Here is a 23,225-nt window from a genome sequence, read left to right on the forward strand (position 1 = left end):
ACTGATGATGGGGCAACTGAACTTTCCTGCACTGTGGCCCTACTGGCCGGAACTGATTTCCGGCCTGTGGGTGACTATCCAGCTAACGGTAATGGCAACGGTAGGCGGCGTGGCGCTGGGGATCTTTGGCGCTGCGCTGCGCAGCGGAAAACCGACGGTGCTCAGCCGCATTTGGGGTGTCTACGTCGAGCTGATCCGCAACACGCCGTTTGTGGTGCAGCTGTTTTTTATCGTGTTTGGCTTGCCCAATCTCGGCCTGAAACTGACGGCGGGCGAAGCCGCACTGCTGGCGATGCTGATTAACCTTGGCGCTTACAGCACGGAAATTATCCGCGCAGGCATTCAGGTGACGCCGAAAGGGCAGTGGGAAGCGGGGCGCGTGCTCGGCCTGAGCCGCACGCAGACCTTTATCCGCATCGTGCTGCCGCCGTCGTTGAAACGTATTTATCCGGCGCTGGTCAGCCAGTGCATTATCGTGATGCTCGGTTCGTCGGTGGTGTCGCAGGTCTCTTATGAAGAGCTGACCTTCGCCGCCAACCTGATCCAGTCGCGCACCTTTTTGAGTTTTGAAGTCTACCTGGTGACCACGCTGATGTATCTGGCGCTGTCGATTGCCATGCGTCAGCTGCTGCTGGCAGCGGGACGGAAATGGTTTGGGGAGCAGCCATAAATGAACACCTTTACCGACTGGGACATTCTGCGCAACCTGCTGCTGGCGGCGCGCTGGACTATCGCGCTGTCATTAACCGCCTTTTTCGGCGGCACGCTGGTGGCGCTGCCGCTGGTGCTGGTGCGCCTCGGCGGGCGCGTCTGGCCTAACCGTTTCATCCGTGGCTATATTGAGCTGTTCCAGGGCACGCCGCTGCTGATGCAGCTGTTCCTCGCCTTTTTCGGCGTGGCGCTGTTCGGCATCGATGTGTCGCCGTGGACCGCCGCCTCGCTGGCCCTGACCTTTTACACCAGCGCCTTTTTGGTGGATATCTGGCACGGCAGCATCAAAGCGCTGCCAAAGGGGCAGTGGGAAGCCAGCCGCTGCCTGGGGTTAAGCTTCGGCCAGACGCTGCTGCGCGTGGTGCTGCCGCAGGCGCTGCGCATCGGGCTGGCCCCGACCGTGGGCTTTGCCGTGCAGGTGGTGAAAGGCACCGCGCTGGCTTCGATAATCGGCTTTATCGAACTGACCAAGGCGGGCACCATTCTGAATAACGTCACCTATCAACCGTTTAAAGTCTTCGGGCTGGTAGCGCTGGGCTACTTCCTGATGTGTTATCCGCTGTCGCGCTACAGCCAGTATCTGGAGAAGAAATTCAATGCCGCTCATCACCATTAATCAGGTGCAAAAATATTATGGCGACAACCACGTACTGAAAGGCGTGGATCTCGACATCGAAATGGGTGAAGTGATCTCGATTATCGGCCGCAGCGGCTCGGGGAAAAGTACCCTGCTGCGCTGCGTCAACGGTCTGGAAGGCTATCAGGAAGGCAGCATCAAACTCGGCGGCATGACCATCACCGACCGCGATTCCCAGGCGCGTGACATCAGCCGCTCGATCGGCATGGTGTTCCAGAACTTCAATCTGTTCCCGCATATGACCGCGCTGGAAAACGTGATGCTGGCGCCGCGCCGGGTACTGAAAAAAAGCGAAGCCGAGTGCCGCCTGCTGGCTACCCAGATGCTGGAAAAAGTCGGCCTCGCTGACCGTGTCGATTACTACCCGGCCAACCTTTCCGGCGGCCAGCAGCAGCGCGTGGCGATTGCCCGCGCGCTGGCGATGTCGCCGAAAGTGCTGTTATGTGATGAAATCACCTCGGCGCTCGACCCGGAGCTGGTGGGTGAGGTGCTGAAAGTGCTGGAACAGCTGGCACAAGAGGGCATGACGCTGATTCTGGTGACGCACGAAATGAACTTTGCCCGTGAAGTGGGTGACCGCGTGGTGTTTATGCACCAGGGGCGCGTCTGGGAGCAGGGCGACAGCAAAACGGTGTTCTCCAACCCGCAAACGACAGAACTTAAACAATTTATCTCCTCGGTGCGTGGCCTGAGTTAAGTGCAACGCGGATGAACAGAAGGATGGAACAGATGGATTTATCTAAATTTACCCAGATCAACCCGCCGCAGCGCCTGCTGATGGGGCCGGGACCGATTAACGCCGACCCGCGCGTGCTGCGCGCCATGTCCAGCCAGCTGCTGGGCCAGTACGATCCGGCGATGACGCAGTATATGAACGAAGTGATGGCGCTGTACCGTGGCGTGTTCCGCAGCGAAAACCGCTGGACGATGCTGATCGACGGCACCTCGCGCGCCGGGATTGAAGCGATCCTGCTGTCGGCGATCCGCCCTGGCGATAAGGTGCTGGTGCCGGTATTTGGCCGCTTTGGCCACCTGCTGTGTGAAATCGCCCGCCGCTGCCGTGCGGAAGTGCACACCATTGAAGTACCGTGGGGCGAAGTGTTCACCCCGGATCAGATTGAAGATGCGATTAAAAAAGTGCAGCCGCGCCTGCTGCTGACGGTGCAGGGCGATACCTCCACCACTATGCTGCAGCCGCTGGAAGAGCTGGGCGCCATCTGTAAAAAATATGGCGTGCTGTTCTACACCGATGCCACCGCCTCGCTGGCCGGTAACGCGCTGGAAACCGATGCCTGGGGGCTGGATGCCGTCTCTGCCGGGATGCAGAAATGCCTTTGCGGGCCGTCCGGCACCTCGCCCATTACCCTTAGCCCGGCGATGGAAGAGGTTATCCGCAAGCGTAAATGCGTGGAAGAGGGGATCCGCACCGACGCCCATCAGGACGGCGTTGACGAGATGATCTACTCCAACTATTTCGATCTCGGCATGATCATGGATTACTGGGGGCCGGAGCGCCTGAACCATCACACCGAAGCCACTTCTGCGCTGTTTGGCGCGCGCGAGTGCGCCCGCCTGATCCTCGAAGAGGGGCTGGATAACGGCATCGCCCGCCACAAGCTGCACGGCGACGCGCTGTTAAAAGGTATTCAGGGCATGGGGCTGGAGACCTTCGGCAACCTGCAGCACAAGATGAATAACGTGCTCGGCGTGATGATCCCGCAGGGCGTCAACGGCGACCAGGTGCGCAAGCTGATGCTGGAAGATTTCGGTATTGAGATCGGCACCTCATTTGGCCCGCTGATTGGCAAAGTGTGGCGCATCGGCACCATGGGCTACAACGCTCGTAAAGACTGCGTGATGCAGACCCTGAGCGCGCTGGAGTCGGTGCTGACCCACCTTGGTTTCCGTACTCCCCAGGGCGCTGCAATGCAGGCCGCCTGGGATCACTACAACGGGAGCCGCTAATGAACGCCTGCCTGATGAATGCCCCGGCGGCAGCGATTGCCGCCGAGCGCGTTATGTCCCGCTGCGATGCGCTGGCTGAAATCAGTGAAACCCCGGAATACCTCACCCGCGTCTATCTGTCGCCGGAGCATCTGCGCGCTAACGCGCTGGTCGGCAAGTGGATGAAGGCAGCGGGCATGCAGGTGTGGCAGGACAGCGTCGGCAATATCTGCGGCCGCTATGAAGGGCAGGAGACGGGTGCCAAAGCGCTGCTGCTTGGCTCACACCTGGATACCGTGCGCAATGCCGGGCGCTACGACGGCATGCTCGGCGTGCTGACGGCGATTGAGACCGTGCAGTATCTGCACGATCGCGGTGAGCGCCTGCCGTTAGCCATTGAGATTATCGGCTTCGCCGACGAAGAGGGCACGCGCTTCGGCATCACCCTGCTCGGCAGCCGTGGCCTGACCGGGACCTGGCCGGAAAGCTGGGTTACGCATCCGGACGGTAACAGTATTACCGTCGGCCAGGCGATGCGCGATATCGGCCTCAATCCCGATCGCATCTGGCAGGCCGCGCGCGACGCGGAAGATTTCGTCGCCTATCTCGAACTGCATATCGAGCAGGGGCCATGTCTTGAGCAAGAGCAGCTGGCGCTGGGGGTGGTGACGGCGATTAACGGCGCACGCCGCCTTAACTGCCGCTTTACCGGCGAAGCCGGGCACGCCGGGACGGTGCCGATGAGCCATCGCAAAGATGCGCTGGCCGCTGCCGCCGAATGGATGGTGTTTATCGAACAGTGCCCGCCGCAGCACAACCCGCAGCTGGTGGCGACGGTCGGCACACTGCAGTGCCATCCGGGGGCGGTGAACGTCATTCCCGGTGAGGTGGCGCTGACGCTTGATGTGCGCGGCCCGGAAGACCAGGCGCTGAGTGAGCTGCTCTCCGAGCTGCTTACCCAGGGTGAAGCCATTGCCCTGCGCCGTGGCCTGAGCTTCAGCGCCGAAGAGTATTATCAGATCCCGGCAACGCGCTGTGATGATGCTTTGCAGGCCGCGTTAACCCAGGCGGTCAACAGCGTACAGGGGCGCAGCCTGTCACTGCCGAGCGGTGCAGGTCACGATGCCATCGCCATCGCCGAGCGCTGGCCGGTGGGCATGCTGTTTGTGCGCTGCGACCGTGGCATCAGTCATCATCCGGCAGAGTCGGTGACCACGCAAGATGTGGCGCAGGCGGTGCAGGCCTATGTACAGGCGGTGAATGCGATGGCCTGTAGCCAGTCAGCTTAAGGTCGAGGCGTGCCGCGACCGCCATAACGGAGGCGAATGATGAAGTTAACAGAGTTCAACCAGGCCAGCGCCGCCGCTGCCCGGCACAGTATTGCACACTGCGTGGCGCTGCCAGACTGGTCCGCCGCGCTGGTGAATGGGCGGCCGTACTCGTCGCTTGATGAGCTGCTGGCTGGGGGCGAGCTGCTGGCGCAGGAGTGGGATGGCGCCGCACTCAATCAGGCGCTCTCAGCGCACCCGCGCATCGGCGAGCGTGCGGCAGGCGGCGGGAAAGAAGCCGCGATGTCCGGCAGCGAACAGAGCCAGGTCAACAGCGCGGATGCCCGGCTGGCAGAGGCGTTACGCGCGGGGAATGCGGCCTATGAACAGCGCTTTGGCCGGGTGTTCCTGATCCGTGCCAAAGGGCGCAGCGGTGAGCAGATCCTCGCCGAGCTGCAGCGCCGCCTGAACAACCATGCAGAGCAGGAGGTGCGCGAAGCCCTTGCCCAGCTGAGTGAAATCACCCTTTTACGACTGCAGGAGGCGTTTCAGTGAGCACCATTACCACACATATCCTGGATACCGCGTTGGGCAAACCGGCGGCAGGGGTGACCATCGCCCTTGAACAGCAGGGCAGCGAAGGCTGGCAGCCGCTGGCCAGTGGCGTCACCAATGGTGATGGCCGCCTGAGCGACCTGACTCCGCAGCCGCTGGCGCCGGGCCACTACCGCCTGACGGCAGAGATTGGAGACTATTTTGCCGCCGGCGGGCGTGAAACCCTGTACGTCAATGCGCAGATCAATTTCGTGATTGCCGCCACCGGCAGCCATTACCACTTACCCTTTGTGATCACCCCGTGGTCGTGGTCCACCTACCGCGGTAGTTAAATCCCGGGCGAGGCAAGCCATCGCCCCTACGACGTCTGTCAGGACGTGTTTTTCGTAGGGGGCAGGCATGCCTGACCCGTCTTACAGCAAATACAAAAGGCACTATTATGAGCGTCAGGCCAGAAGATACGCGTTATCCGGCAGGCAAGGCTTTTGCCTGGGGTTTACAACATGTCCTCACCATGTACGGCGGCATTATTGCGCCGCCGCTGATTATCGGCGCCGCTGCCGGGCTGAACGCCGCACAGCTGGGCGTGCTGGTGACGGCTGCACTGTTCGTTAGCGGCTGCGCCACGCTGCTCCAGGCGCTGGGCGTGCCGGGCTTCGGTTCGCGCCTGCCGCTGGTGCAGGGGGTCTCCTTTGCCGGTGTGGCGACGATGGTGACGCTGGTGACCGGTGGCGGTGGGCTGCCGATGGTGTTTGGCGCGGTGATCGCCTCCTCGCTGATCGGCCTGCTAATCGCCCCGCTGTTTGCTCACATCATCCGCTTCTTCCCCCCGGTGGTGACCGGGACCGTCATTACGGCGATCGGCCTGTCGCTGATGCCGGTGGCAGCGCGCTGGGCGATGGGCGGAAATCCGCAGAGCGCAGGCTGGGGTTCGACCAATAATATCGGGCTGGCGGCGGTGACGCTGGTCATGGTGCTGCTGCTTAACCGCGTCGGCAATGCGGCGGTTAAACGGCTGGCGGTGCTGCTGGCAATGGCGGCAGGCACCGGCATTGCGCTGTTTACCGGGCAGGCCGATTTCAGTCGGGTGGCGCAGGGCGACTGGCTGGCGCTGCCGGGAATACTCAGCTTCGGCATGCCGGTGTTTGACCTGGCGGCGATAGTTTCGATGACGCTGATTGTGCTGGTGCTGCTGACGGAAACCACGGCGGGGCTGATCGCCATCGGCGAGATTGTCGGCACGGATGTGGACGGCAAGCGCATCGCTCGCGGCCTGCGTGCCGATATGCTGACCAGCGCGCTGGCACCGCTGTTCAACTCCTTCCCGCAGAGTGCCTTTGCGCAAAATATCGGGCTGGTGGCAATGACCGGGGTGAAAAGTCGCTTTGTCGTTGCGGCGGGCGGGGTGATCCTGGTGCTGCTCGGCTTCTTTCCGCTGCTGGGTAGGGTGGTGGCGGCGATACCGCTGCCGGTGCTGGGTGGGGCAGGCGTGGTGCTGTTTGGTACCGTGGCGGCCAGCGGGATTCGTACGCTGGCGAAGGTGGACTACAAGGACAATATGAACCTGGTGATTGTTGCCACCTCGATTGCCTTTGGCATGATCCCGATTGTGATGCCGTCGTTCTACGACCAGTTCCCCGGCTGGGTACGTACCCTTTTCCATTCAGGCATCAGCGCCGCATGCCTGGTATCGGTCACATTGAACCTGCTGTTTAACCGGGTAAGCGAAGACGTTGAATATCGTCGGGGCCGATCGCTTCTGTGACCGGCCCGTGACCGCGCACGAAATTAGAAACTAAAGCTGTCCGCATCGCGCCATGCCGGGAACTTCTCACGGTATTCGCGCACGTTCTCCAGCGACAGGTCGGCATCGAGCCGCGCTGGCTGATGCGGTTCACCGGCAGCGAGTATCTCACCCAGCGGGCTGATAATCCGGCTGTCGCCGCTGTACTGATGACCGTTGCCGTCCGTGCCGACGCGGTTACAGCCGGCAACATACGCCTGATTCTCAATCGCCCGCGCCTGCAACAGCGTCTGCCAGTGCAGCGCGCGCGGTGCCGGCCAGTTAGCGACGTAGAGCGCCAGGTCATAATCGTTCTGATTACGCGAGAAGACCGGGAAGCGCAGGTCGTAACACACCTGTGGCAGAATGCGCCAGCCGCGCCACTCGATAACTTCACGCCGCTCGCCCGCCAGGTAGTGCTGGTGCTCGCCCGCCATGCGGAACAGATGGCGCTTGTCGTAGTGATGCACAGTACCGTTTGGCTCGACCAGTAAAAAGCGGTTAACCGCGCCTTTTTCCGTCTGCAGTGCGGCGCTGCCCGCCACCATCGCGTGGGCCGCTTTGGCTTTGGCCTGCAGCCAGCTCACCACCTGCGCTTCCGGCAGCGAGCTTTTCGCCGCCTCCATCGCAAAACCGGTGGTGAACATCTCCGGCAGGATAATCAGGTCACGGCCGTCGATTCCGGCCAATAGTTCGTCGAAAAAGCGCAGGTTGGCTGCGCCGTCCATCCACTCCAGCGGTTGCTGAAGTACGGTAATTTTCAAAGTTGACACAGGCGCTCCGCAGCAGCATCCAGCGTGGCTTCCTGTTTAGCGAAGCACAGGCGGATCAGTTTATGGGGGAAGGCGTCGGCGCAGAATACCGACAGGGGAATTGCCGCGACGCCCACTTCTTTTGTCAGCCACTGGCAGAATGCCACATCGTCGAGATCGGAGATAGCGCTGTAGTCTGCCAGCAGGAAGTAGGTGCCCTCGCACGGCAGGATCTCAAAGCGGCTGTTCGCCAGCGCCTGCACGAAGCGATCGCGACGCGCGCGGTAGAATGCCGACAGCTGGCGGTAGTGCTGCGGCTCCTGCTCCAGCATATCGGCAATCGCCAGCTGTGCCGGGGTGTTCACCGAAAAGGTCAGATACTGATGCACCTTGCGCACTTCCGCACTTAACGCCGCCGGAGCCACGCAGTAGCCGACTTTCCAGCCGGTCATATGGAAGGTTTTGCCAAATGAGGAGACCGCAATCGCCCGCTCGCGCAGCTGCGGATGCGCCAGCACGCTGGCATGGCCGTGCTGATCAAAACAGATATGCTCGTACACTTCATCGCTCAGCACGTAGATTTCCCGCTGCGCAATCGCCTGCCACAGCGCGGCAAAATCTGCTTGCTGCCAGACGGTGGCCGACGGGTTGTGCGGCGTGTTGAGGATCACCAGCCGGGTTTTATCCGACAGCAGGGCCGTGAACTGCGCCCAGTCAACGCGAAAGCCCGGCGGCTGTAGCGCAATGCGCTTCATTACGCCGCCTGCCAGCGTCACTGCCGGGGCATAACTGTCGTAGCTAGGGTCAAAACAGATCACTTCATCGCCCGGGCGCACCAGCGCGGTGATTGCAGCAAACAGAGCTTCGGTCGCGCCGGAGGTGACGGTAATTTCGCTATTGGCATCTGGCTGGTAGCCGTACAGCTCGGCGGTTTTTTTCGCAATCGCCTCGCGCAGCGGGGCAACGCCAGTCATTGGCGCATACTGGTTCGCCCCCTGGCTGACGTGGTGGGCCAGGCGCTGCTGCAGATATTGCGGGCCGTCAAAATCGGGGAATCCCTGCGACAGATTAATGGCGTTGTGCTGCTGCGCCAGCGCGCTCATCTGCGTGAATATAGTGGTGCCCAGCGCGGGCAGTTTGCTCTCTGGGGTGAACGACGTCTGGCTCATGGATCTCAACCCTTACAGTGCGGTTTTATGATGTTGGACTCCGAATATAACACGGTGATAGTATTTGGCAATCAAGACGCTTAGACGTCCATAACCATCCTTATCATCTTTCACACTAAGGAAAGAGATGACGCAAAGCTCTCAGTTAGATCAATTAGTTGCTGCCTGTCACTGGATTGGCGCGCGCGGCTGGGCGCCCGCCACCGGGGGCAATATGTCAGTGCGCCAGGATGCGCAGCACTGCCTGCTGAGTGAGTCGGGCAAAGACAAAGGCAGCCTGACGCGCGACGACTTTATCCAGGTGGAGATCGCCACTAATCGTGTGCCATCCGGGCGTAAACCCTCGGCGGAAACCGGGCTGCATACCTTAATCTATCGCCTGTTCCCGCAGGCAGGCGCGGTGCTGCATACGCATACGGTGAACTCCACCGTGCTGTCGCGCGTGGAGAAAGGCGCGGCGCTGGCGCTGCAGGGCTACGAGATGCAGAAAACCCTCGCCGGGCAGAGTTCGCACCTCGACTGCGTGCCGATTGCCCTGTTCGACAACGATCAGGATATCGACGGGCTGGCGCAGCGCATTGAGCAGTTCGCCGCCACCACGCCGCTGCGCTACGGTTTCCTGCTGCGTGGCCACGGGCTGACCTGCTGGGGCAAAGACGTGAATGAAGCGCGTCGACATCTTGAAGGGCTGGAGTTTTTGTTCCAGTGTGAATTACAACGCCGCGTACTGGAGAGAACATGATCCGCGCCATCATCACTGATATTGAAGGCACCACCAGCGATATTCGCTTTGTGCACAACGTGTTATTCCCCTTCGCGCGTGAAAACCTGCCCGGCTTTATCGCCGTGAACCAGCATCAGCCAGCCGTGGCGCAGGCGCTTGACGATCTGCGTGCCGAAGTGGATCGGCCACAGGCAAGCAGCGAAGAGCTGGTGGAAGTGCTGTTCGGTTTTATGGATCAGGATCGTAAATCCACCGCGCTGAAAGCGTTGCAGGGCATGATCTGGCGTGCCGGCTATGAGAACGGCAGCTTTACCGGCCATCTGTATGACGATGTATTGCCCGCCTTAAAACGCTGGCAGCAGCAGGGTGTCGCGCTGTATGTTTATTCATCCGGCTCCGTAGCAGCGCAGAAATTGTTATTTGGCTACAGCGACGCGGGTGATATCACTGGACTGTTCAGCGGCTATTTCGATACCCACGTCGGCGCCAAGCGCGAGGTACAGTCGTACCGCAATATCGCCAGCCAGATCGGGCTGCCGCCGCAGGAATTGCTGTTTTTATCCGATATTCATCAGGAGCTGGATGCCGCACAGGAAGCGGGCTGGAATACCGTGCAGTTAATACGCGGCGCACATGACAGCGAGAGCCGTCATCGTCAGGTCGCCGGTTTTGATCAGATTAACCAGGAACTGTAAAACTCATGAGCGCACTGACTATTTTTACCGAAACCGAAGCCACCACCCCGGTCTGGCACAGCACTGAGGCGGCAGAGATTGCGCAAAAGCTCAATGCCAAAGCGGTACGCTTTGAGCGCTGGGAAGCCGACCGCGATCTGGGTGAAAACCCGGATGCCGATACGGTGATCGAGGCGTATCAGCACGCGATCGATCGGCTGGTGGCAGAGAAGGGCTATCAGAGCTGGGATGTGATCAGCATGCGCGCGGATAATCCGCAGAAAGAGGTGCTGCGCAGCAAGTTTCTCTCTGAGCACACTCACGGTGAAGATGAAGTGCGTTTCTTTGTCGAGGGCGCGGGGCTGTTCTGCCTGCATCTCGACGGGCATATCTACCAGATCCTGTGCGAGAAGAACGATCTGATCTCGGTCCCCGCAGGCACGCCGCACTGGTTTGATATGGGATCGTCGCCGAACTTTACCGCGATCCGAATTTTTGATAATCAGGAAGGTTGGATCGCGAAGTTCACCGGTGACAATATTGCGGATGCCTATCCGCGCTTACCTTAATACGGGTGATTGATGCGGGCTGCCCCGTAACTGCTGCGGGCGGACCGAAAAAGAGGGTCCGCCCCTACAAAACCCGTGTTGATGATTTGCAGAATTGCAATGAAGGCCCTTTTTTCCGGTCGACCCGTGTTGATGATTTGCAGCATTGCAATGGAGACCTTTTTTCCGGTCGACCCGTGCCGTCATTCAACCGCGTGGCTGAAACACGCCCGCTTTCACATCTTCGGGTGTTACCACCCCGGTATCCAGCACCCAACCGCTGATCAATGACGCTGGCGTCACGTCAAACGCCGGGTTATACACCTGCGCATTTTCCGGCGCCCACTGCACCTCGCCAAAACTGCCCGCCACGCCGGTCACTTCACTGGCGGCGCGCTGCTCAATAGGAATGGCAGAGCCGTCCGGGCATTCGCGATCCAGCGTGGTGTGCGGTGCGGCGACGTAAAACGGCACGTTGTGATAGTGGGCCAGCACGGCGAGGCTGTAGGTGCCAATCTTGTTCGCTACGTCCCCATTGGCGGCAATGCGGTCCGCGCCAACCCAGATGGCATCAACTCTGTTCTGCGCCATCAGGCTGGCCGCCATGGAATCGCAGATCAGATGATAGGGCACGCCCAGCTCGCCCAGTTCCCACGCCGTCAGGCGGCCACCCTGCAGCAGTGGGCGGGTTTCATCCACCCAGACGCTGCTCACCAGCCCCTGCTGCCAGCCGCGGGCAATCACGCCCAGCGCGGTGCCAACGCCTGCTGTCGCCAGGCCGCCGGTGTTGCAGTGGGTCAGCAGGCGGCTGCCGGGAGTAATCAGCGCACTCCCCGCGAGGGCAATGCTGTCACACAGCGCTTTATCCTCTTCCACCAGGCGAAGCGCCTCCGCACTCAGCGCGCTGACAAAATCAGGCTGTGCCAGCGCCAGCTTCATGCGGTCGAGGTTGTTCATCAGGTTAACCGCCGTCGGGCGCGCAGCCCGCAGGACCTCCAGTGAGGTTGCCAGCTCGGCCTGCGCCATGCCGTTTTCCGCCAGCAGCGCCAGCAGCAGGCTGGCCGACAGGCCAATCAGCGGCGCACCGCGCACGCGCAGCGCTTTGATATGGCCAACCAGCGTGGCAACGTCCGGCGTTGGGCACCAGATCTTTTGCTGCGGCAGAGCCTGCTGGTCAAGGATCCAGAGCTGATTATCACGAACCTGTAAGCTGGTGGTGCTGAGTGTCTGCATGGTTAAATCCTGGTTGCTTTAATGCGTCATATTGTGCCAACATGCATAACGGATGTATAGACGTCTGAACGGCTTATTACAACGAAACGTGTCTTATTTTGAGGGTCAGGTCAATGTCGCAATATCGTACGTTCACCGCAGCGGATGCCGTGGAATATGCTCGCCAGTTCGGCGGCGTGGATAATCCCAACAGTCTGGTTGATTCGCTGGAAGTGGGCGATGGAAATCTTAATCTGGTATTTAAGATTTTCGATACGAATGGCATCAGCCGCGTCATCGTCAAGCAGGCGCTGCCTTACGTGCGCTGCGTCGGCGAGTCCTGGCCTTTAACCCTTGACCGCGCGCGGCTGGAAGCGGAGGTGCTGATCGAACACGGCAAATTCTGCCCGCTGCACACGGTGAATATTCTGCATTACGATGCCGAGCTGGCGGTGATGGTGATGGAAGATCTCTCCGATCATGCCATCTGGCGCGGCGAGCTGGTCAAAGGCGTGGAGTATCCGCAGGCGGCAGGGCAGCTGGGCGAATACCTCGCGCAGACGCTGTTCCACACTTCCGATTTCTTCCAGCATCCTTACCAGAAAAAAGCTGACGTGGTGCGCTTCACTAACCCGGAGCTGTGCGACATCACCGAAGAGCTGTTCTTCAACGAACCGTATGAAGTGCACGAGCGCAACGCCTATCCGCGCGCGCTGGAGCCGCTGGCACAGGCGCTGCGTGATGATGCCGAGCTGCGCGTGGCGGTGGGTGGGCTGAAGCACCGCTTCTACTGCCATGCCGAAGCGCTGCTGCACGGGGATGTGCACAGCGGTTCGATCTTTGTGGCAGAAGGGCGCCTCAAGGTGATTGATGCCGAGTTCGGCTTCTACGGCCCGATGGGCTTTGATATCGGCAGCGCGCTGGGCAATCTGCTTATCAGCTACTGCGCGGCCCCTGGCCTGCTGGCCCCACGTGAAGCGGCCGCTGCGCGTGAAAATCGGCTGAGAGACGTGCGTGAAGTGTGGCTGAGCTTTGCCGGGCGCTTCCTGGCGCTGGCGGCGGAGAAGAGCCGTGACCGCGCGCTGGCCGTCCCGGGGTATGCGCAGGCGTTCCTCGATAAAGTGTGGCGTGACACCATTGGCTACTGTGGCACCGAAGTGATCCGCCGTACCGTCGGCATGTCGCAGGTGGCGGATATTAAGCAGATTAGCGATGAAGGGATGCGCGTCGAGTGCGTGCGTCAGGCGATCACGCTGGGCCGTAGCCTGATCCTGCTGGCTGACCACGTGGCGGATATTGATGCGCTGATTGCGCGCATTCGCCAGAACGGGTAATGCAAATAAACGGGGCGACCAGATGGTCGCCCCGTTTAATTACGCCGCTTCAATCTTTCGCTGCGGCTGCTCCTCTTTCACCGGCTGGGTTGCCAGCGCATCGGCAGCAAACTCATCGACGTTAATCGAACGCAGGCGGCTGGCTTCGGCGCGGATCAGCACGTCGGCCTCCTCCTGAGTCACCCATCCTTTCTCTAATCCTTCGGCCGCCAGTGCATCAAGGCGGGTAAAGGAGAGGTGTTTTTTCTGCTGTTTACACAGCCGGTCATGGATAACTTCCGCCGCCATCACATGCTGCAGCGCCTCTTCCAGCTGCCCTGCCGGATTATGCTCGCTCGGCGTCAGATACTGACCGCGACCGAGGCGGCTGCGGGTGGCGGAAGGAATTTGCAGAATGCGTGCCAGCTGGTGATCGAGACGGTCCGACGGCGCACGGCAGTGGCGCCCGGTCGGGAACACCACCACGCGCATCAGTCCGGCCACCAGGCGGTTAGGGAAGTTACGCAGCAGGTCGTCAATCGCCCCTTCTGCCTGATTCAGTGCATCCTGCACGCCCCAGTGCAGCAGCGGCAGATCGGCTTCGTTACGGCCCTCATCCTCATAGCGTTTCAGCGCGGCAGAGGCCAGATAAAGCTGGCTCAGCACATCGCCCAGGCGCGCCGAAATACGTTCGCGGCGTTTCAGGCTACCGCCCAGCACCGACATCGACACATCCGACAGCAGGGCGAGGTTGGCGCTGATGCGGTTAAGATGCTGATAGTAGCGGCGCGTAGCGTCACGGGTTGGCGTAGCGCTGGTCAGGCCGCCGGTCAGGCCCAGCCAGAAGCTGCGCATTTTGTTGCTGCCGACGTGGCCGATATGGCTGAACAGCGCCTTATCAAAGGCCACCACGTTGTTGCTCTGCGCCGCAGCCATCTCGTCCAGCACGTAAGGATGGCAGCGAATCGCCCCCTGGCCGAAGATAATCATGCTGCGGGTCAGAATGTTGGCGCCTTCCACGGTAATGGCAATCGGTGCGCCCTGATAAGCGCGGGCGAGGAAGTTGCTGTTACCGAGCATAATGCCTTTACCGCCTGCAATATCCATCGCATCGACGATTGCCCGCTGGCCGCGGTGGGTACAGTGATATTTCACGATGGCCGACAGCACCGCCGGTTTTTCGCCGAGCATAATCCCACTGGTGATCAATGAGGCAGCGGCATCCATCACGTAAGCATTACCGGCAATGCGCGCCAGCGGCTCTTCAATCCCTTCCATCTTGCCAATCGGCAGGCGGAACTGACGGCGAATATGGGAGTAAGCCCCAATCGCCATCGCAATGCTTTTCAGGCTGCCGGTGGAGTTCGACGGCAGGGTGATACCGCGCCCGACGGACAGGCACTCAACCAGCATGCGCCAGCCCTGACCCGCCATTGATGGCCCGCCGATAATAAAGTCGATGGGGACAAAGATATCCTGACCGCGCGTCGGGCCGTTCTGGAACGGCACGTTAAGCGGGAAGTGGCGCTGGCCAATTTCGACGCCTGGCGTCTGGGTTGGGATCAGCGCACAGGTGATGCCCAGTTCAACCGTGTCACCCAGCAGGCGATCCGGATCCGAGAGTTTAAACGCCAGGCCGAGCACGGTGGCGATAGGTGCGAGTGTGATATAGCGTTTATTCCAGGTCAGGCGCATACCCAGCACCTGTTGACCCTGCCAGTCACCCATGCACACTACGCCAACGTCCGGGATAGCACCGGCATCAGAGCCCGCTTCCGGGCTGGTCAGGGCAAAGCAGGGGATCTCCTGACCGCGTGCCAGGCGTGGCAGATAGTGATTTTTCTGCTGTTCGGTGCCGTAGTGCTGCAGCAGCTCGCCTGGGCCAAGGGAGTTTGGCACGCCGACGGTAATCGCCAGGATACCGGAAACCCCGGCCAGCTTTTGCAGCACCCGCGCCTGAGCGTAAGCCGAGAATTCCAGCCCGCCGTACTCTTTCTTGATGATCATCGCGAAGAAGCGGTGCTGCTTCAGGTAAGCCCACAGCTCCGGCGGCAGATCGGCCATTTCGTGAGTGATCTGGAAATCATTCGCCATGCGGCAGGCTTCTTCCACCGGGCCATCGATAAATGCCTGCTCTTCCGCCGTCAGCTTAGGCTGCGGATAGTTATGCAGTTTTTTCCAGTCCGGCGCGCCGCGGAACAGATCGCCTTCCCACCAGGTGGTCCCGGCGTCGATGGCTTCTTTCTCGGTGCGTGACATTGGCGGCATCACTTTCTGGAAGGTTTTTAGCGTCGGTTTGCTAAACAGCGCACGGCGCATCGGCAGGAGATTGAACGGCAGCATGATAAGCGCCAGCGGCAGCAGCAGCCACAGGCTCCACAGCCCGGAAAAACCGAGAGCTGCGGTCCATATCAGCAGGATAGCGCTACCTGCCAGCAGGTTGACGCGGTGATAAAATAGCGCGCCGATCAGTACGATCGTCGCCACAATGCTGAGAACCATCATAACGTGTGCTCCGTAAGTAGTAAGAGGTCCGACCTGTTGGTTATATGTTTAGATTATCATCACTACGGCCGCAATCTGTTTACATAATAATTACAACCTGGCTCACAAAGCGGCGGCACAAAGCGTTAATCCCCCAGGCTGTCGGGGAGATCGCTTCCCGCTTAACGGGCAACTTGATAAACTCCGGCGGTAACTCTTTCCTAAAAAGGACATCCCCTATGTACCAGGACCTCATTCGCGCCGAGCTGAACGAAGCGGCAGACACGCTGAATAAATTTCTAAGCGAAGATGCAAATATCGAGTCGATTCAGCGTGCGGCGGTTTTACTGGCTGACTCATTCAAAGCGGGCGGGAAAGTGCTCTCCTGCGGTAACGGCGGTTCCCACTGTGACGCGATGCACTTCGCCGAAGAGCTGACCGGCCGCTACCGCGAAAACCGTCCGGGCTACCCGGCGATCGCCATTTCAGATGTCAGCCACCTCTCCTGCGTCAGCAACGATTTTGGCTACGATTTTGTCTTCTCGCGCTATGTTGAAGCGGTAGGGCGCGCGGGGGATGTACTGCTGGGGATCTCCACTTCCGGAAACTCGGCCAACATCATCAAAGCGGTTGAAGCGGCGCGTGCGCAGGGGATGAAAGTGATCACCCTGACCGGTAAAGATGGCGGTAAAATGGACGGCGTGGCCGACGTAGAAATCCGCGTGCCGCACTTTGGCTATGCCGACCGCATTCAGGAGATCCACATTAAGGTGATTCATATCCTGATGCTGTTGATCGAAAAAGAGATGGTCAAATAATCCTCGTTATCTTTCACGCCGCCAGTGCGTGGGCTGCTCTCGCGAACCCCGGTTACTTACTGATGTAAGCTTCCGGGGATTCACTTGCTTGCCGCCTGCCTGCAGCGCGAAATAGTTAGGGGATTGGATCTGCTTCTAATTTTCACTGAGGTAATTCTATGTGCGAACTGCTCGGGATGAGCGCCAATGTCCCGACGGACATCTGTTTTAGCTTTACCGGGCTGGTGCAGCGCGGGGGGGGAACGGGTCCGCATAAAGATGGCTGGGGCATTACCTTTTATGAAGGAAAGGGCTGCCGCACATTTAAAGATCCACAGCCCAGCTTCCAGTCGCCGATTGCGCGCCTGGTGCAGGAGTACCCGATAAAATCCTGTTCGGTAGTGGCGCATATTCGCCAAGCCAACCGCGGGGAAGTGTCGCTGGAAAACACCCATCCATTTACCCGTGAGCTGTGGGGCCGCAACTGGACCTATGCCCACAACGGGCAGCTGAAGGGGTATAAAAACCTCGATACCGGCCCCCATCGTCCGATTGGGGAAACCGACAGTGAACTGGCGTTCTGCTGGCTACTGCACAAGCTGACCACGCGCTATCCGCGCACGCCCGGCAACTGGCCGGCGGTATTCCGCTATATCGCCGAACTGGCGGGTGAACTGCGTGGGAAGGGGGTATTTAATATGCTGCTGTCGGACGGGCGCTATCTGATGGCGTTCTGCTCGACCAATCTGTTCTGGATCACCCGGCGCGCGCCGTTTGGCAAAGCCAAGCTGCTGGATCAGGATGTGGAGATTGATTTTCAGAAGCAGACCACACCGAACGATGTGGTCACCGTGGTCGCTACCCAGCCGCTAACGGCGAATGAAACCTGGCACAAGATTGCGCCAGGCGAGTGGGCGTTATTTTGCCTGGGTGAGCGCGAGCGCTGAGTCAGGTGCCGTTGTGCCGTTCGACATTGGGCGGCTCAACACATATTTGCCATCGCTGACGCTGACAAACGGCGGCTGCTTCGTCTGCACGAACTGCGCATATCCCGGCTGTAGCTGTTTCCAGAAATTGTAATAGGTTGAGTAGCGGTGGCGCTGCATATTACTTTCCGTCATGCGGAATGGATAGATGCTCACCTCAACACGCGGCTGGCCATTGCGCAGCGCGGCTTCCACATAGTGATAAATCTCATCCATATAGGCATCGGTCATGGCATAGCAGCCAATCGACACGCAGTTGCCGTGGATCATCAGATATTTCCCCTGATAACCCTGCTGACGATCGTACTCGTTCGGGAAACCGACGTTAATTGCCCGGTAGAAGCGGCTATCAGGCTTCAGCTGGGAGAGCCCCACGCTGTAGAAACCTTCCGGGCTTTTGAAGTCACCCTGCACGCGTTTTGGCCCAAGGCCGCCGGAGAAATTACAGATGCGATAACTGTTGAGCAGGCGATATTCGTTGCCGATCTTGCCGTAAAGCTCAAGCGTGCGCTCTTCTTTGAAAATTTGCAGATACACGGGGGTGCCGAGTAATTGTTTCTTTAACTCTTTGCTTACCGGCGCCAGAGGGGTAACCGCATCGGGTACGCTGGCGAAGACAACGGCTGGCAGAAAAATCATCGCAAACAGCAGTGCGATTTTGCCCATTCTGTTTCCCTTGAAAAGTAGGGGTGGAAAGCAACGCCGGAAGGCGTCTGTTAACTGACAATATAGGACGAATCCACTATCGCTGCGTCACATTAGCATTGTCTATTTTTTTAGCAAGATAGTGAAGGATAAAAAGCGGCAATTTAGTGATGACCGACGTTTATGCGCTGCATTGAACTCTGCAAAATTGACTGTATACTTATCCAGTATCGTCGGAGGGGGTTATGCGTAAAATTATTCACGTGGATATGGACTGCTTTTTCGCCGCAGTGGAAATGCGCGATAATCCGTCCCTGCGCGACATTCCCATCGCCATTGGCGGCAGCGAAAAACAGCGCGGCGTGATCAGTACCGCGAACTACCCGGCACGTAAATATGGCGTACACAGCGCGATGTCCACTGCGATGGCGCTGAAGCTCTGCCCGCACCTGACGGTGATCCCCGGCCGCTATGAAGCTTATAAAGAAGCCAGCGCGCATATTCGCGACATCTTCTCACGTTTTACCCCGCTGATTGAGCCGCTGTCGCTGGATGAAGCCTATCTCGATGTCTCCGACAGTGTGCACTGCCACGGCTCCGCCACCCTGATCGCCCGCCAGATCCGCGACACTATTCAGCAGGAGCTTAATCTCACCGCTTCGGCAGGCGTAGCGCCGGTCAAGTTTCTGGCTAAAATCGCCTCCGATTTAAACAAGCCCAACGGCCAGTTTGTCATCACCCCCGATGAAATGGCGCCGTTCTTGCTGACGCTGCCGCTGGCAAAGATCCCAGGCGTGGGGAAAGTCACCGCGCGCAAGCTGGAGGAGCTGGGGCTGACGACCTGCGGCGACGTGCAAAAAACCGATCTGGCGCTGCTTTTGAAGCGCTTCGGTAAGTTCGGGCGCGTACTGTGGGAGCGCTGCAACGGTATTGACGAGCGCGAAGTGGTCACCGAGCGCCAGCGTAAATCCCTCGGCGTGGAGCGCACGCTGTCGCAGGACATCCACGACTGGGAAGACTGTCTGGAGATTATCGACCGTTTATACGACGAGCTGGAAAGGCGCTTGAGCAATATTCGCCCGGATCGGCAGATTGCTCGCCAGGGCGTCAAGCTGAAGTTCAATGATTTCCAGCTGACCACCCAGGAGCACGTCTGGCCGGAACTGAATAAAGCCGATTTGATTGCGATAGCGCGCAAAAGCTGGGATGAACGGCGCGGCGGGCGCGGAGTCAGGCTGGTGGGGCTGCATGTGACCATGCTGGATCCGCAGATTGAGCGGCAGCTGTTGCTGGGGTTGTAAAAAGAAACACGGGCCGATCGAAAAAAATGGTCGGTCCTGAAAACACGGGCCGATCGAAAAAAATGATCGGCCCCTACAGTAGGGGCGGACCCTCTTTTTCGGTCCGCCCGATGCGCCGGGTTATTTAACCGGAATCGCCTGCAGTAACGCGGTCAGCAGCTGCCAGTACAGGCCAACGCTCTTAATATGTACCTGCTCATCCGGCGAGTGTGGCCCGGTAATGGTTGGCCCAATCGACACCATATCCATCTGCGGGTACGGCTCTTTAAACAGCCCGCACTCCAGGCCCGCGTGGATCACCTGAATATTCGGCGTTTTATCAAACAGCTTTTCATAGGTTTCACGCACCAGCGCCATCACTGGTGAGGTGGCATCCGGCTGCCAGCCAGGGTAGCTGCCTTTCGCCAGCGTTTTGGCACCGGCCAGTTCGCCGAGCGCCGTCAGCATTTCCACCACGTAATCCTTGCCGCTGTCGATCAGCGAGCGGATCAGGCAGTTGATTTTCGCTTCATTACCGTCAAAGCTCACCACGCCGACGTTCAGCGAGGTTTCCACCACGCCTTTCATCACGTCAGAGTTGCGGATCACCCCGTTCGGCGTGGCGTTCAGCAGGGCAATAAAGGCATCGCGGCTGCTGGCGTTTAACGCCTGCCCGGTGCTGGCAACGTCTTCCGTCACGATGGTGATATTTTTCTCTTTCAGGCTCAGCTCGTTTTGCAGCGTCAGCAGGTAGCCCGCCGCCAGCGATTTCAGCTTGTCGACCTGCTCCGGCGCAACGGCCAGGGTGGCAAAAGCTTCACGCGGGATGGCGTTACGCAGCGTGCCGCCGGTGAAGTCCACCAGCCGCAGGTCGAGATCCCTGGCGTGAGTAAACAGGAAGCGCGCCAGCAATTTGTTGGCATTACCCAAACCGACGTGAATATCACAGCCGGAGTGGCCGCCTTTCAGACCTTTCAGGGTGAGCTTCAGCGTCTGGAAACCTGAAGGGATGGCTTCACGGCTCAGGGGCAGGGTGCTGGTAAAGTCGATACCGCCGGCGCAGCCCATATAGATCTCACCTTCCTCTTCGGAGTCGGTGTTGATCAGAATATCGGCCTGCAGCCAGCCAGCCTTGAGGCCGAATGCACCGGCCATGCCGGTCTCTTCGGTCATGGTCAGCAGCACTTCCAGCGGTCCATGCTGCAGGCTGTTATCGGCCAGCACGGCCAGCGCAGACGCCATGCCGATGCCGTTATCCGCGCCCAGCGTGGTGCCGCGCGCTTTCACCCACTCACCATCGACCCATGGCTGAATCGGATCTTTAGTGAAGTCATGTACCGTGTCGTTATTTTTCTGCGGCACCATGTCAAGGTGCGCCTGCAACGCCACCGGCTGGCGGTTCTCATAACCTGGGGTTGCTGGTTTGCGGATCAGGATGTTGCCAACCTGGTCACGTTCGTTCCACAGACCCTGCTCGCTCGCCCACGATATGATATGGGCAGCCAGCTGCTCTTCATGATAGGAAGGATGCGGAATGGAGCAGATTTTGGCAAAAATATTCCACAGCGGCTGCGGGGATAATTGAGACAATTCAGACACGATAACTCTCCTGTGTCAGCATAACCGACCTGCCGCGCTGGCAGGGGGCATGCAGTGATATCGGTTAGACGATTCCCGCCAGCGGATCCGGCGCGATGGCAAAAGAATATCACCGATTATCGCCTCATGCTTCTTTCGCCCCAGGAAAAAAGGGTCTGGAGGGCCACTGGTGCTGGTTTTTAGCGCCTCAGATCACTATAATTTCGCGCAACCGCTCCCATTGCACAATTTTTAAGCCAGGTTTACTGGTCGGGATTCTTTTATGAGTGAAAAATACGTCGTCACCTGGGACATGCTGCAAATCCATGCCCGTAAACTTGCCCAGCGCCTGCTGCCTGCTGAACAGTGGAAAGGCATTATCGCCGTGAGCCGTGGGGGCCTGGTGCCTGCTGCGCTGCTGGCGCGCGAGCTGTGCATCCGCCATGTGGATACCGTTTGCATCTCCAGTTATGACCACGATAATCAGCGCGAAATGAAAGTGCTGAAGCGTGCCGAAGGCGATGGCGAAGGCTTTATTGTGATTGATGACCTGGTCGACACTGGCGGCACTGCCCAGGCGATCCGCGATATGTACCCGAAAGCGCACTTCGTGACGATTTTCGCCAAGCCTGCCGGTCGTCCACTGGTTGACGACTATATTATCGACATCCCGCAGAACACCTGGATTGAGCAGCCCTGGGACATGGGCGTGGTTTATCTTCCACCGCTGGTTAAAGGCTGATCCCTCCACGCTGGCTCTCTCAGAGCTGCGTGAGATCAAAGTGCGCCCGGTTATGCCGGGCGCATCTGTTTTTACTCTTCGCGTCAATCCCCGGCCTACGGTAGACTAAAACACTACTAGCACGCCGGAGGACCTCCCTGTTATGTCGCCGAAAAATCTCAGCGAAGAACTGTTCAAGCCGCGCTTCAAGCACCCGGAAACTTCATCGCTGGTGCGCCGTCTCGCCCACCATAATCCGTTAAGTATTCACTCCGCGCTGGACGGGGAGAATCATGCTGGCTGGTATCGCATGATTAACCGCCTGCTGTGGAGCTGGCGCGGCATCTCTCCGCAGGAGATTAGCGAAGTGCTGGCGCGCATTGCCGCCAGCAACGTGGAGCATACCGATGACAAACTGCTGGATACGGTGATTGGCTATCGCGGCGGCAACTGGATTTACGAGTGGTCGAAGCAGGGCGCACAGTGGCAGCAGAAAGCCAGCGAGTGCAGCGACGATGCGCAGGCAGGTCAACACTGGCTGCATGCCGCCAACCTCTACAGCGTGGCGGCTTACCCGCATCTTAAAGAGGATGAGCTGGCGGAGCAGGCGCAGCTGCTGGCCAGCCGTGCCTATGAAGAAGCCACCAACCGCTTGTCTGGCGAGCTGAAAGAGCTGGAGTTTGCCATTCCCGGCGGTAGCCCGGTGATCGGCTTCCTGCATATGCCTGCCGATGTGAAAGCGCCGTATCCTACGGTCATCATGTGCGGCAGCCTCGACGCGCTGCAGAGCGACCATTATCGCCTGTTCCATGACTACCTTGCGCCGCGCGGCATTGCGATGCTGACGCTGGATATGCCGTCGGTCGGGTTCTCCGCGAAATGGAAGCTGACGCAGGACTCCAGCTTCCTGCATCAGCAGGTGCTGCGCCAGCTGAATACCGTGCCGTGGGTCGACCATACGCGCGTGGCGGCGTTTGGCTTTCGCTTCGGCGCCAACGTCGCGGTGCGGCTGGCGTATCTGGAAAGCCAGCACCTGCGCGCCGTGGCCTGCCTGGGGCCGGTGGTGCATAGCTTACTGAGCGACACTAACCTACAGGACCGCGTGCCGGAGATGTATATGGATATGCTCGCCAGCCGCCTTGGCATGTCGAGCACCTCGGACAGCGCTCTGCGCACCGAACTGAGCCGCTTCTCGCTAAAAATTCAGGGACTGCTGGGACGCCGCTGCCCGGTGCCCATGCTGTCCGGTTACTGGCCGCACGATCCTTTCAGCCCGGAAGAGGAGTCGCGCTTAATCGTCAGCTCTTCCAGCGCCGGGCGGCTGTTAAAAATCAATCCCACCCCGGCGATGGGCAACTTCGATAAGGCAGTTCGCGATATTTGCGACTGGATATCGGAGCGTTTACGCGCATGAGTTGCCATAATTCATGGTTTTGCGCTACAA

23 protein-coding genes are annotated in these 23,225 nt (G+C 59.4%); 17 read left to right on the top strand and 6 right to left on the bottom strand.

Annotation, left to right across the window (positions count from 1 at the left end):
• Positions 1 to 4 precede the first annotated feature (4 nt).
• The 8 genes from ID864_RS21300 to ID864_RS21335 all read left to right on the top strand — a co-directional run bounded on the left by ID864_RS21300 (position 5) and on the right by ID864_RS21335 (position 6,880).
• Positions 5 to 670, top strand: coding sequence for an amino acid ABC transporter permease (locus ID864_RS21300; protein ID WP_048917062.1), 666 nt, complete (start codon positions 5 to 7; stop codon positions 668 to 670).
• Positions 671 to 1,327: an amino acid ABC transporter permease gene (locus ID864_RS21305; RefSeq protein WP_048917061.1), complete on the top strand. Its 657-nt coding sequence runs from the start codon at positions 671 to 673 to the stop codon at positions 1,325 to 1,327.
• Positions 1,308 to 2,045, top strand: coding sequence for an amino acid ABC transporter ATP-binding protein (locus ID864_RS21310; protein ID WP_048917060.1), 738 nt, complete (start codon positions 1,308 to 1,310; stop codon positions 2,043 to 2,045). The genes ID864_RS21305 and ID864_RS21310 overlap by 20 nt, the downstream gene beginning before the upstream one ends.
• A 32-nt stretch (positions 2,046 to 2,077) precedes the next feature.
• A complete protein-coding gene (locus tag ID864_RS21315) occupies positions 2,078 to 3,313 on the top strand; it encodes a pyridoxal-phosphate-dependent aminotransferase family protein (protein ID WP_048917059.1) in 1,236 nt (411 codons plus the stop codon).
• Entirely contained in the window at positions 3,313 to 4,581 is a 1,269-nt protein-coding gene (gene hpxK / locus ID864_RS21320; protein ID WP_191150328.1) for an allantoate amidohydrolase, read from the top strand. The genes ID864_RS21315 and hpxK overlap by 1 nt, the downstream gene beginning before the upstream one ends.
• A gap of 39 nt (positions 4,582 to 4,620) precedes the next feature.
• Entirely contained in the window at positions 4,621 to 5,115 is a 495-nt protein-coding gene (uraD, locus tag ID864_RS21325) for a 2-oxo-4-hydroxy-4-carboxy-5-ureidoimidazoline decarboxylase (RefSeq protein WP_048917057.1), read from the top strand.
• The gene (uraH, locus tag ID864_RS21330; protein WP_048917056.1) at positions 5,112 to 5,447 is read left to right on the top strand and encodes a hydroxyisourate hydrolase; all 336 of its coding nucleotides are present in this window, start codon (positions 5,112 to 5,114) and stop codon (positions 5,445 to 5,447) included. Before uraD ends, uraH begins: the two co-directional genes overlap by 4 nt.
• A 107-nt stretch (positions 5,448 to 5,554) precedes the next feature.
• Entirely contained in the window at positions 5,555 to 6,880 is a 1,326-nt protein-coding gene (locus tag ID864_RS21335) for a nucleobase:cation symporter-2 family protein (RefSeq protein WP_191150329.1), read from the top strand.
• A 23-nt stretch (positions 6,881 to 6,903) separates the two neighbouring features.
• On the opposite strand, the gene ID864_RS21340 is transcribed toward ID864_RS21335, so the two are convergent.
• On the bottom strand, positions 6,904 to 7,671 hold the full coding sequence (locus ID864_RS21340; RefSeq protein ID WP_187498993.1) for an amidohydrolase: 768 nt from the start codon (positions 7,669 to 7,671) through the stop codon (positions 6,904 to 6,906).
• Positions 7,659 to 8,819, bottom strand: coding sequence for a pyridoxal phosphate-dependent aminotransferase (locus ID864_RS21345; RefSeq protein WP_191150330.1), 1,161 nt, complete (start codon positions 8,817 to 8,819; stop codon positions 7,659 to 7,661). Before ID864_RS21345 ends, ID864_RS21340 begins: the two co-directional genes overlap by 13 nt.
• Before the next feature lie 127 nt (positions 8,820 to 8,946).
• On the opposite strand from ID864_RS21345, the gene ID864_RS21350 reads away from it, so the two are divergent.
• The 3 genes from ID864_RS21350 to ID864_RS21360 are packed head-to-tail and all read left to right on the top strand — an operon-like array spanning position 8,947 to position 10,786.
• On the top strand, positions 8,947 to 9,561 hold the full coding sequence (locus ID864_RS21350) for a methylthioribulose 1-phosphate dehydratase (RefSeq protein WP_048917052.1): 615 nt from the start codon (positions 8,947 to 8,949) through the stop codon (positions 9,559 to 9,561).
• Positions 9,558 to 10,238, top strand: coding sequence for an acireductone synthase (gene mtnC, locus ID864_RS21355; protein ID WP_191150331.1), 681 nt, complete (start codon positions 9,558 to 9,560; stop codon positions 10,236 to 10,238). Before ID864_RS21350 ends, mtnC begins: the two co-directional genes overlap by 4 nt.
• A 5-nt stretch (positions 10,239 to 10,243) precedes the next feature.
• Complete coding sequence (locus ID864_RS21360; RefSeq protein ID WP_048917050.1) at positions 10,244 to 10,786, top strand: 1,2-dihydroxy-3-keto-5-methylthiopentene dioxygenase; 543 nt, start codon at positions 10,244 to 10,246, stop codon at positions 10,784 to 10,786.
• Positions 10,787 to 10,972: 186 nt separating this feature from the next.
• Here ID864_RS21360 and mtnA read toward each other — a convergent pair whose 3' ends face one another.
• Positions 10,973 to 11,998, bottom strand: coding sequence for an S-methyl-5-thioribose-1-phosphate isomerase (gene mtnA, locus ID864_RS21365; protein ID WP_099753617.1), 1,026 nt, complete (start codon positions 11,996 to 11,998; stop codon positions 10,973 to 10,975).
• A gap of 113 nt (positions 11,999 to 12,111) precedes the next feature.
• On the opposite strand from mtnA, the gene mtnK reads away from it, so the two are divergent.
• A complete protein-coding gene (mtnK, locus tag ID864_RS21370) occupies positions 12,112 to 13,311 on the top strand; it encodes an S-methyl-5-thioribose kinase (RefSeq protein WP_099753616.1) in 1,200 nt (399 codons plus the stop codon).
• A 39-nt stretch (positions 13,312 to 13,350) separates the two neighbouring features.
• On the opposite strand, the gene fadE is transcribed toward mtnK, so the two are convergent.
• The gene (gene fadE / locus ID864_RS21375) at positions 13,351 to 15,795 is read right to left on the bottom strand and encodes an acyl-CoA dehydrogenase FadE (RefSeq protein ID WP_191150332.1); all 2,445 of its coding nucleotides are present in this window, start codon (positions 15,793 to 15,795) and stop codon (positions 13,351 to 13,353) included.
• Positions 15,796 to 16,013: 218 nt separating this feature from the next.
• Between fadE and lpcA the strand changes: the two genes are divergently transcribed.
• A complete protein-coding gene (lpcA, locus tag ID864_RS21380) occupies positions 16,014 to 16,592 on the top strand; it encodes a D-sedoheptulose 7-phosphate isomerase (RefSeq protein WP_048917046.1) in 579 nt (192 codons plus the stop codon).
• 158 nt (positions 16,593 to 16,750) lie between these two features.
• On the top strand, positions 16,751 to 17,518 hold the full coding sequence (locus ID864_RS21385) for a class II glutamine amidotransferase (RefSeq protein ID WP_099753614.1): 768 nt from the start codon (positions 16,751 to 16,753) through the stop codon (positions 17,516 to 17,518).
• Here ID864_RS21385 and dpaA read toward each other — a convergent pair.
• The gene (dpaA, locus tag ID864_RS21390) at positions 17,489 to 18,223 is read right to left on the bottom strand and encodes a peptidoglycan meso-diaminopimelic acid protein amidase (RefSeq protein ID WP_048917044.1); all 735 of its coding nucleotides are present in this window, start codon (positions 18,221 to 18,223) and stop codon (positions 17,489 to 17,491) included. The two genes, ID864_RS21385 and dpaA, sit on opposite strands and share 30 nt — an antisense overlap.
• Positions 18,224 to 18,447: 224 nt before the next feature.
• Here dpaA and dinB point away from each other — a divergent pair, with 224 nt between their 5' ends.
• Complete coding sequence (gene dinB / locus ID864_RS21395) at positions 18,448 to 19,503, top strand: DNA polymerase IV (protein ID WP_191150333.1); 1,056 nt, start codon at positions 18,448 to 18,450, stop codon at positions 19,501 to 19,503.
• A gap of 120 nt (positions 19,504 to 19,623) precedes the next feature.
• Here the strand turns inward: dinB and pepD are convergent, their stop codons facing one another.
• Positions 19,624 to 21,081, bottom strand: coding sequence for a beta-Ala-His dipeptidase (gene pepD / locus ID864_RS21400; protein WP_191150334.1), 1,458 nt, complete (start codon positions 21,079 to 21,081; stop codon positions 19,624 to 19,626).
• A 262-nt stretch (positions 21,082 to 21,343) separates the two neighbouring features.
• Here pepD and gpt point away from each other — a divergent pair, with 262 nt between their 5' ends.
• Positions 21,344 to 21,802, top strand: a complete 459-nt coding sequence (gpt, locus tag ID864_RS21405; RefSeq protein WP_048917041.1) for a xanthine phosphoribosyltransferase — start codon at positions 21,344 to 21,346, stop codon at positions 21,800 to 21,802.
• 142 nt (positions 21,803 to 21,944) lie between these two features.
• Complete coding sequence (gene frsA, locus ID864_RS21410) at positions 21,945 to 23,195, top strand: esterase FrsA (protein ID WP_099753613.1); 1,251 nt, start codon at positions 21,945 to 21,947, stop codon at positions 23,193 to 23,195.
• The last annotated feature ends 30 nt before the right edge of the window (positions 23,196 to 23,225 follow it).

It is taken from the genome of Erwinia aphidicola (assembly GCF_014773485.1).
Taxonomy (GTDB): Bacteria; Pseudomonadota; Gammaproteobacteria; order Enterobacterales; family Enterobacteriaceae; genus Erwinia; species Erwinia aphidicola.

Bases quoted from the DNA above. Each gene is read 5' to 3' on its own strand.
- ID864_RS21300 (WP_048917062.1), top strand. From the start codon at position 5: ATGATGGGGCAACTGAACTTTCCTGCACTGTGGCCCTACTGGCCGGAA.
- ID864_RS21305 (WP_048917061.1), top strand. From the start codon at position 671: ATGAACACCTTTACCGACTGGGACATTCTGCGCAACCTGCTGCTGGCG.
- ID864_RS21310 (WP_048917060.1), top strand. From the start codon at position 1,308: ATGCCGCTCATCACCATTAATCAGGTGCAAAAATATTATGGCGACAAC.
- ID864_RS21315 (WP_048917059.1), top strand. From the start codon at position 2,078: ATGGATTTATCTAAATTTACCCAGATCAACCCGCCGCAGCGCCTGCTG.
- hpxK (WP_191150328.1), top strand. From the start codon at position 3,313: ATGAACGCCTGCCTGATGAATGCCCCGGCGGCAGCGATTGCCGCCGAG.
- uraD (WP_048917057.1), top strand. From the start codon at position 4,621: ATGAAGTTAACAGAGTTCAACCAGGCCAGCGCCGCCGCTGCCCGGCAC.
- ID864_RS21335 (WP_191150329.1), top strand. From the start codon at position 5,555: ATGAGCGTCAGGCCAGAAGATACGCGTTATCCGGCAGGCAAGGCTTTT.
- ID864_RS21345 (WP_191150330.1), bottom strand. From the start codon at position 8,819: ATGAGCCAGACGTCGTTCACCCCAGAGAGCAAACTGCCCGCGCTGGGC.
- ID864_RS21350 (WP_048917052.1), top strand. From the start codon at position 8,947: ATGACGCAAAGCTCTCAGTTAGATCAATTAGTTGCTGCCTGTCACTGG.
- mtnC (WP_191150331.1), top strand. From the start codon at position 9,558: ATGATCCGCGCCATCATCACTGATATTGAAGGCACCACCAGCGATATT.
- ID864_RS21360 (WP_048917050.1), top strand. From the start codon at position 10,244: ATGAGCGCACTGACTATTTTTACCGAAACCGAAGCCACCACCCCGGTC.
- mtnA (WP_099753617.1), bottom strand. From the start codon at position 11,998: ATGCAGACACTCAGCACCACCAGCTTACAGGTTCGTGATAATCAGCTC.
- mtnK (WP_099753616.1), top strand. From the start codon at position 12,112: ATGTCGCAATATCGTACGTTCACCGCAGCGGATGCCGTGGAATATGCT.
- fadE (WP_191150332.1), bottom strand. From the start codon at position 15,795: ATGATGGTTCTCAGCATTGTGGCGACGATCGTACTGATCGGCGCGCTA.
- lpcA (WP_048917046.1), top strand. From the start codon at position 16,014: ATGTACCAGGACCTCATTCGCGCCGAGCTGAACGAAGCGGCAGACACG.
- ID864_RS21385 (WP_099753614.1), top strand. From the start codon at position 16,751: ATGTGCGAACTGCTCGGGATGAGCGCCAATGTCCCGACGGACATCTGT.
- dpaA (WP_048917044.1), bottom strand. From the start codon at position 18,223: ATGGGCAAAATCGCACTGCTGTTTGCGATGATTTTTCTGCCAGCCGTT.
- dinB (WP_191150333.1), top strand. From the start codon at position 18,448: ATGCGTAAAATTATTCACGTGGATATGGACTGCTTTTTCGCCGCAGTG.
- gpt (WP_048917041.1), top strand. From the start codon at position 21,344: ATGAGTGAAAAATACGTCGTCACCTGGGACATGCTGCAAATCCATGCC.
- frsA (WP_099753613.1), top strand. From the start codon at position 21,945: ATGTCGCCGAAAAATCTCAGCGAAGAACTGTTCAAGCCGCGCTTCAAG.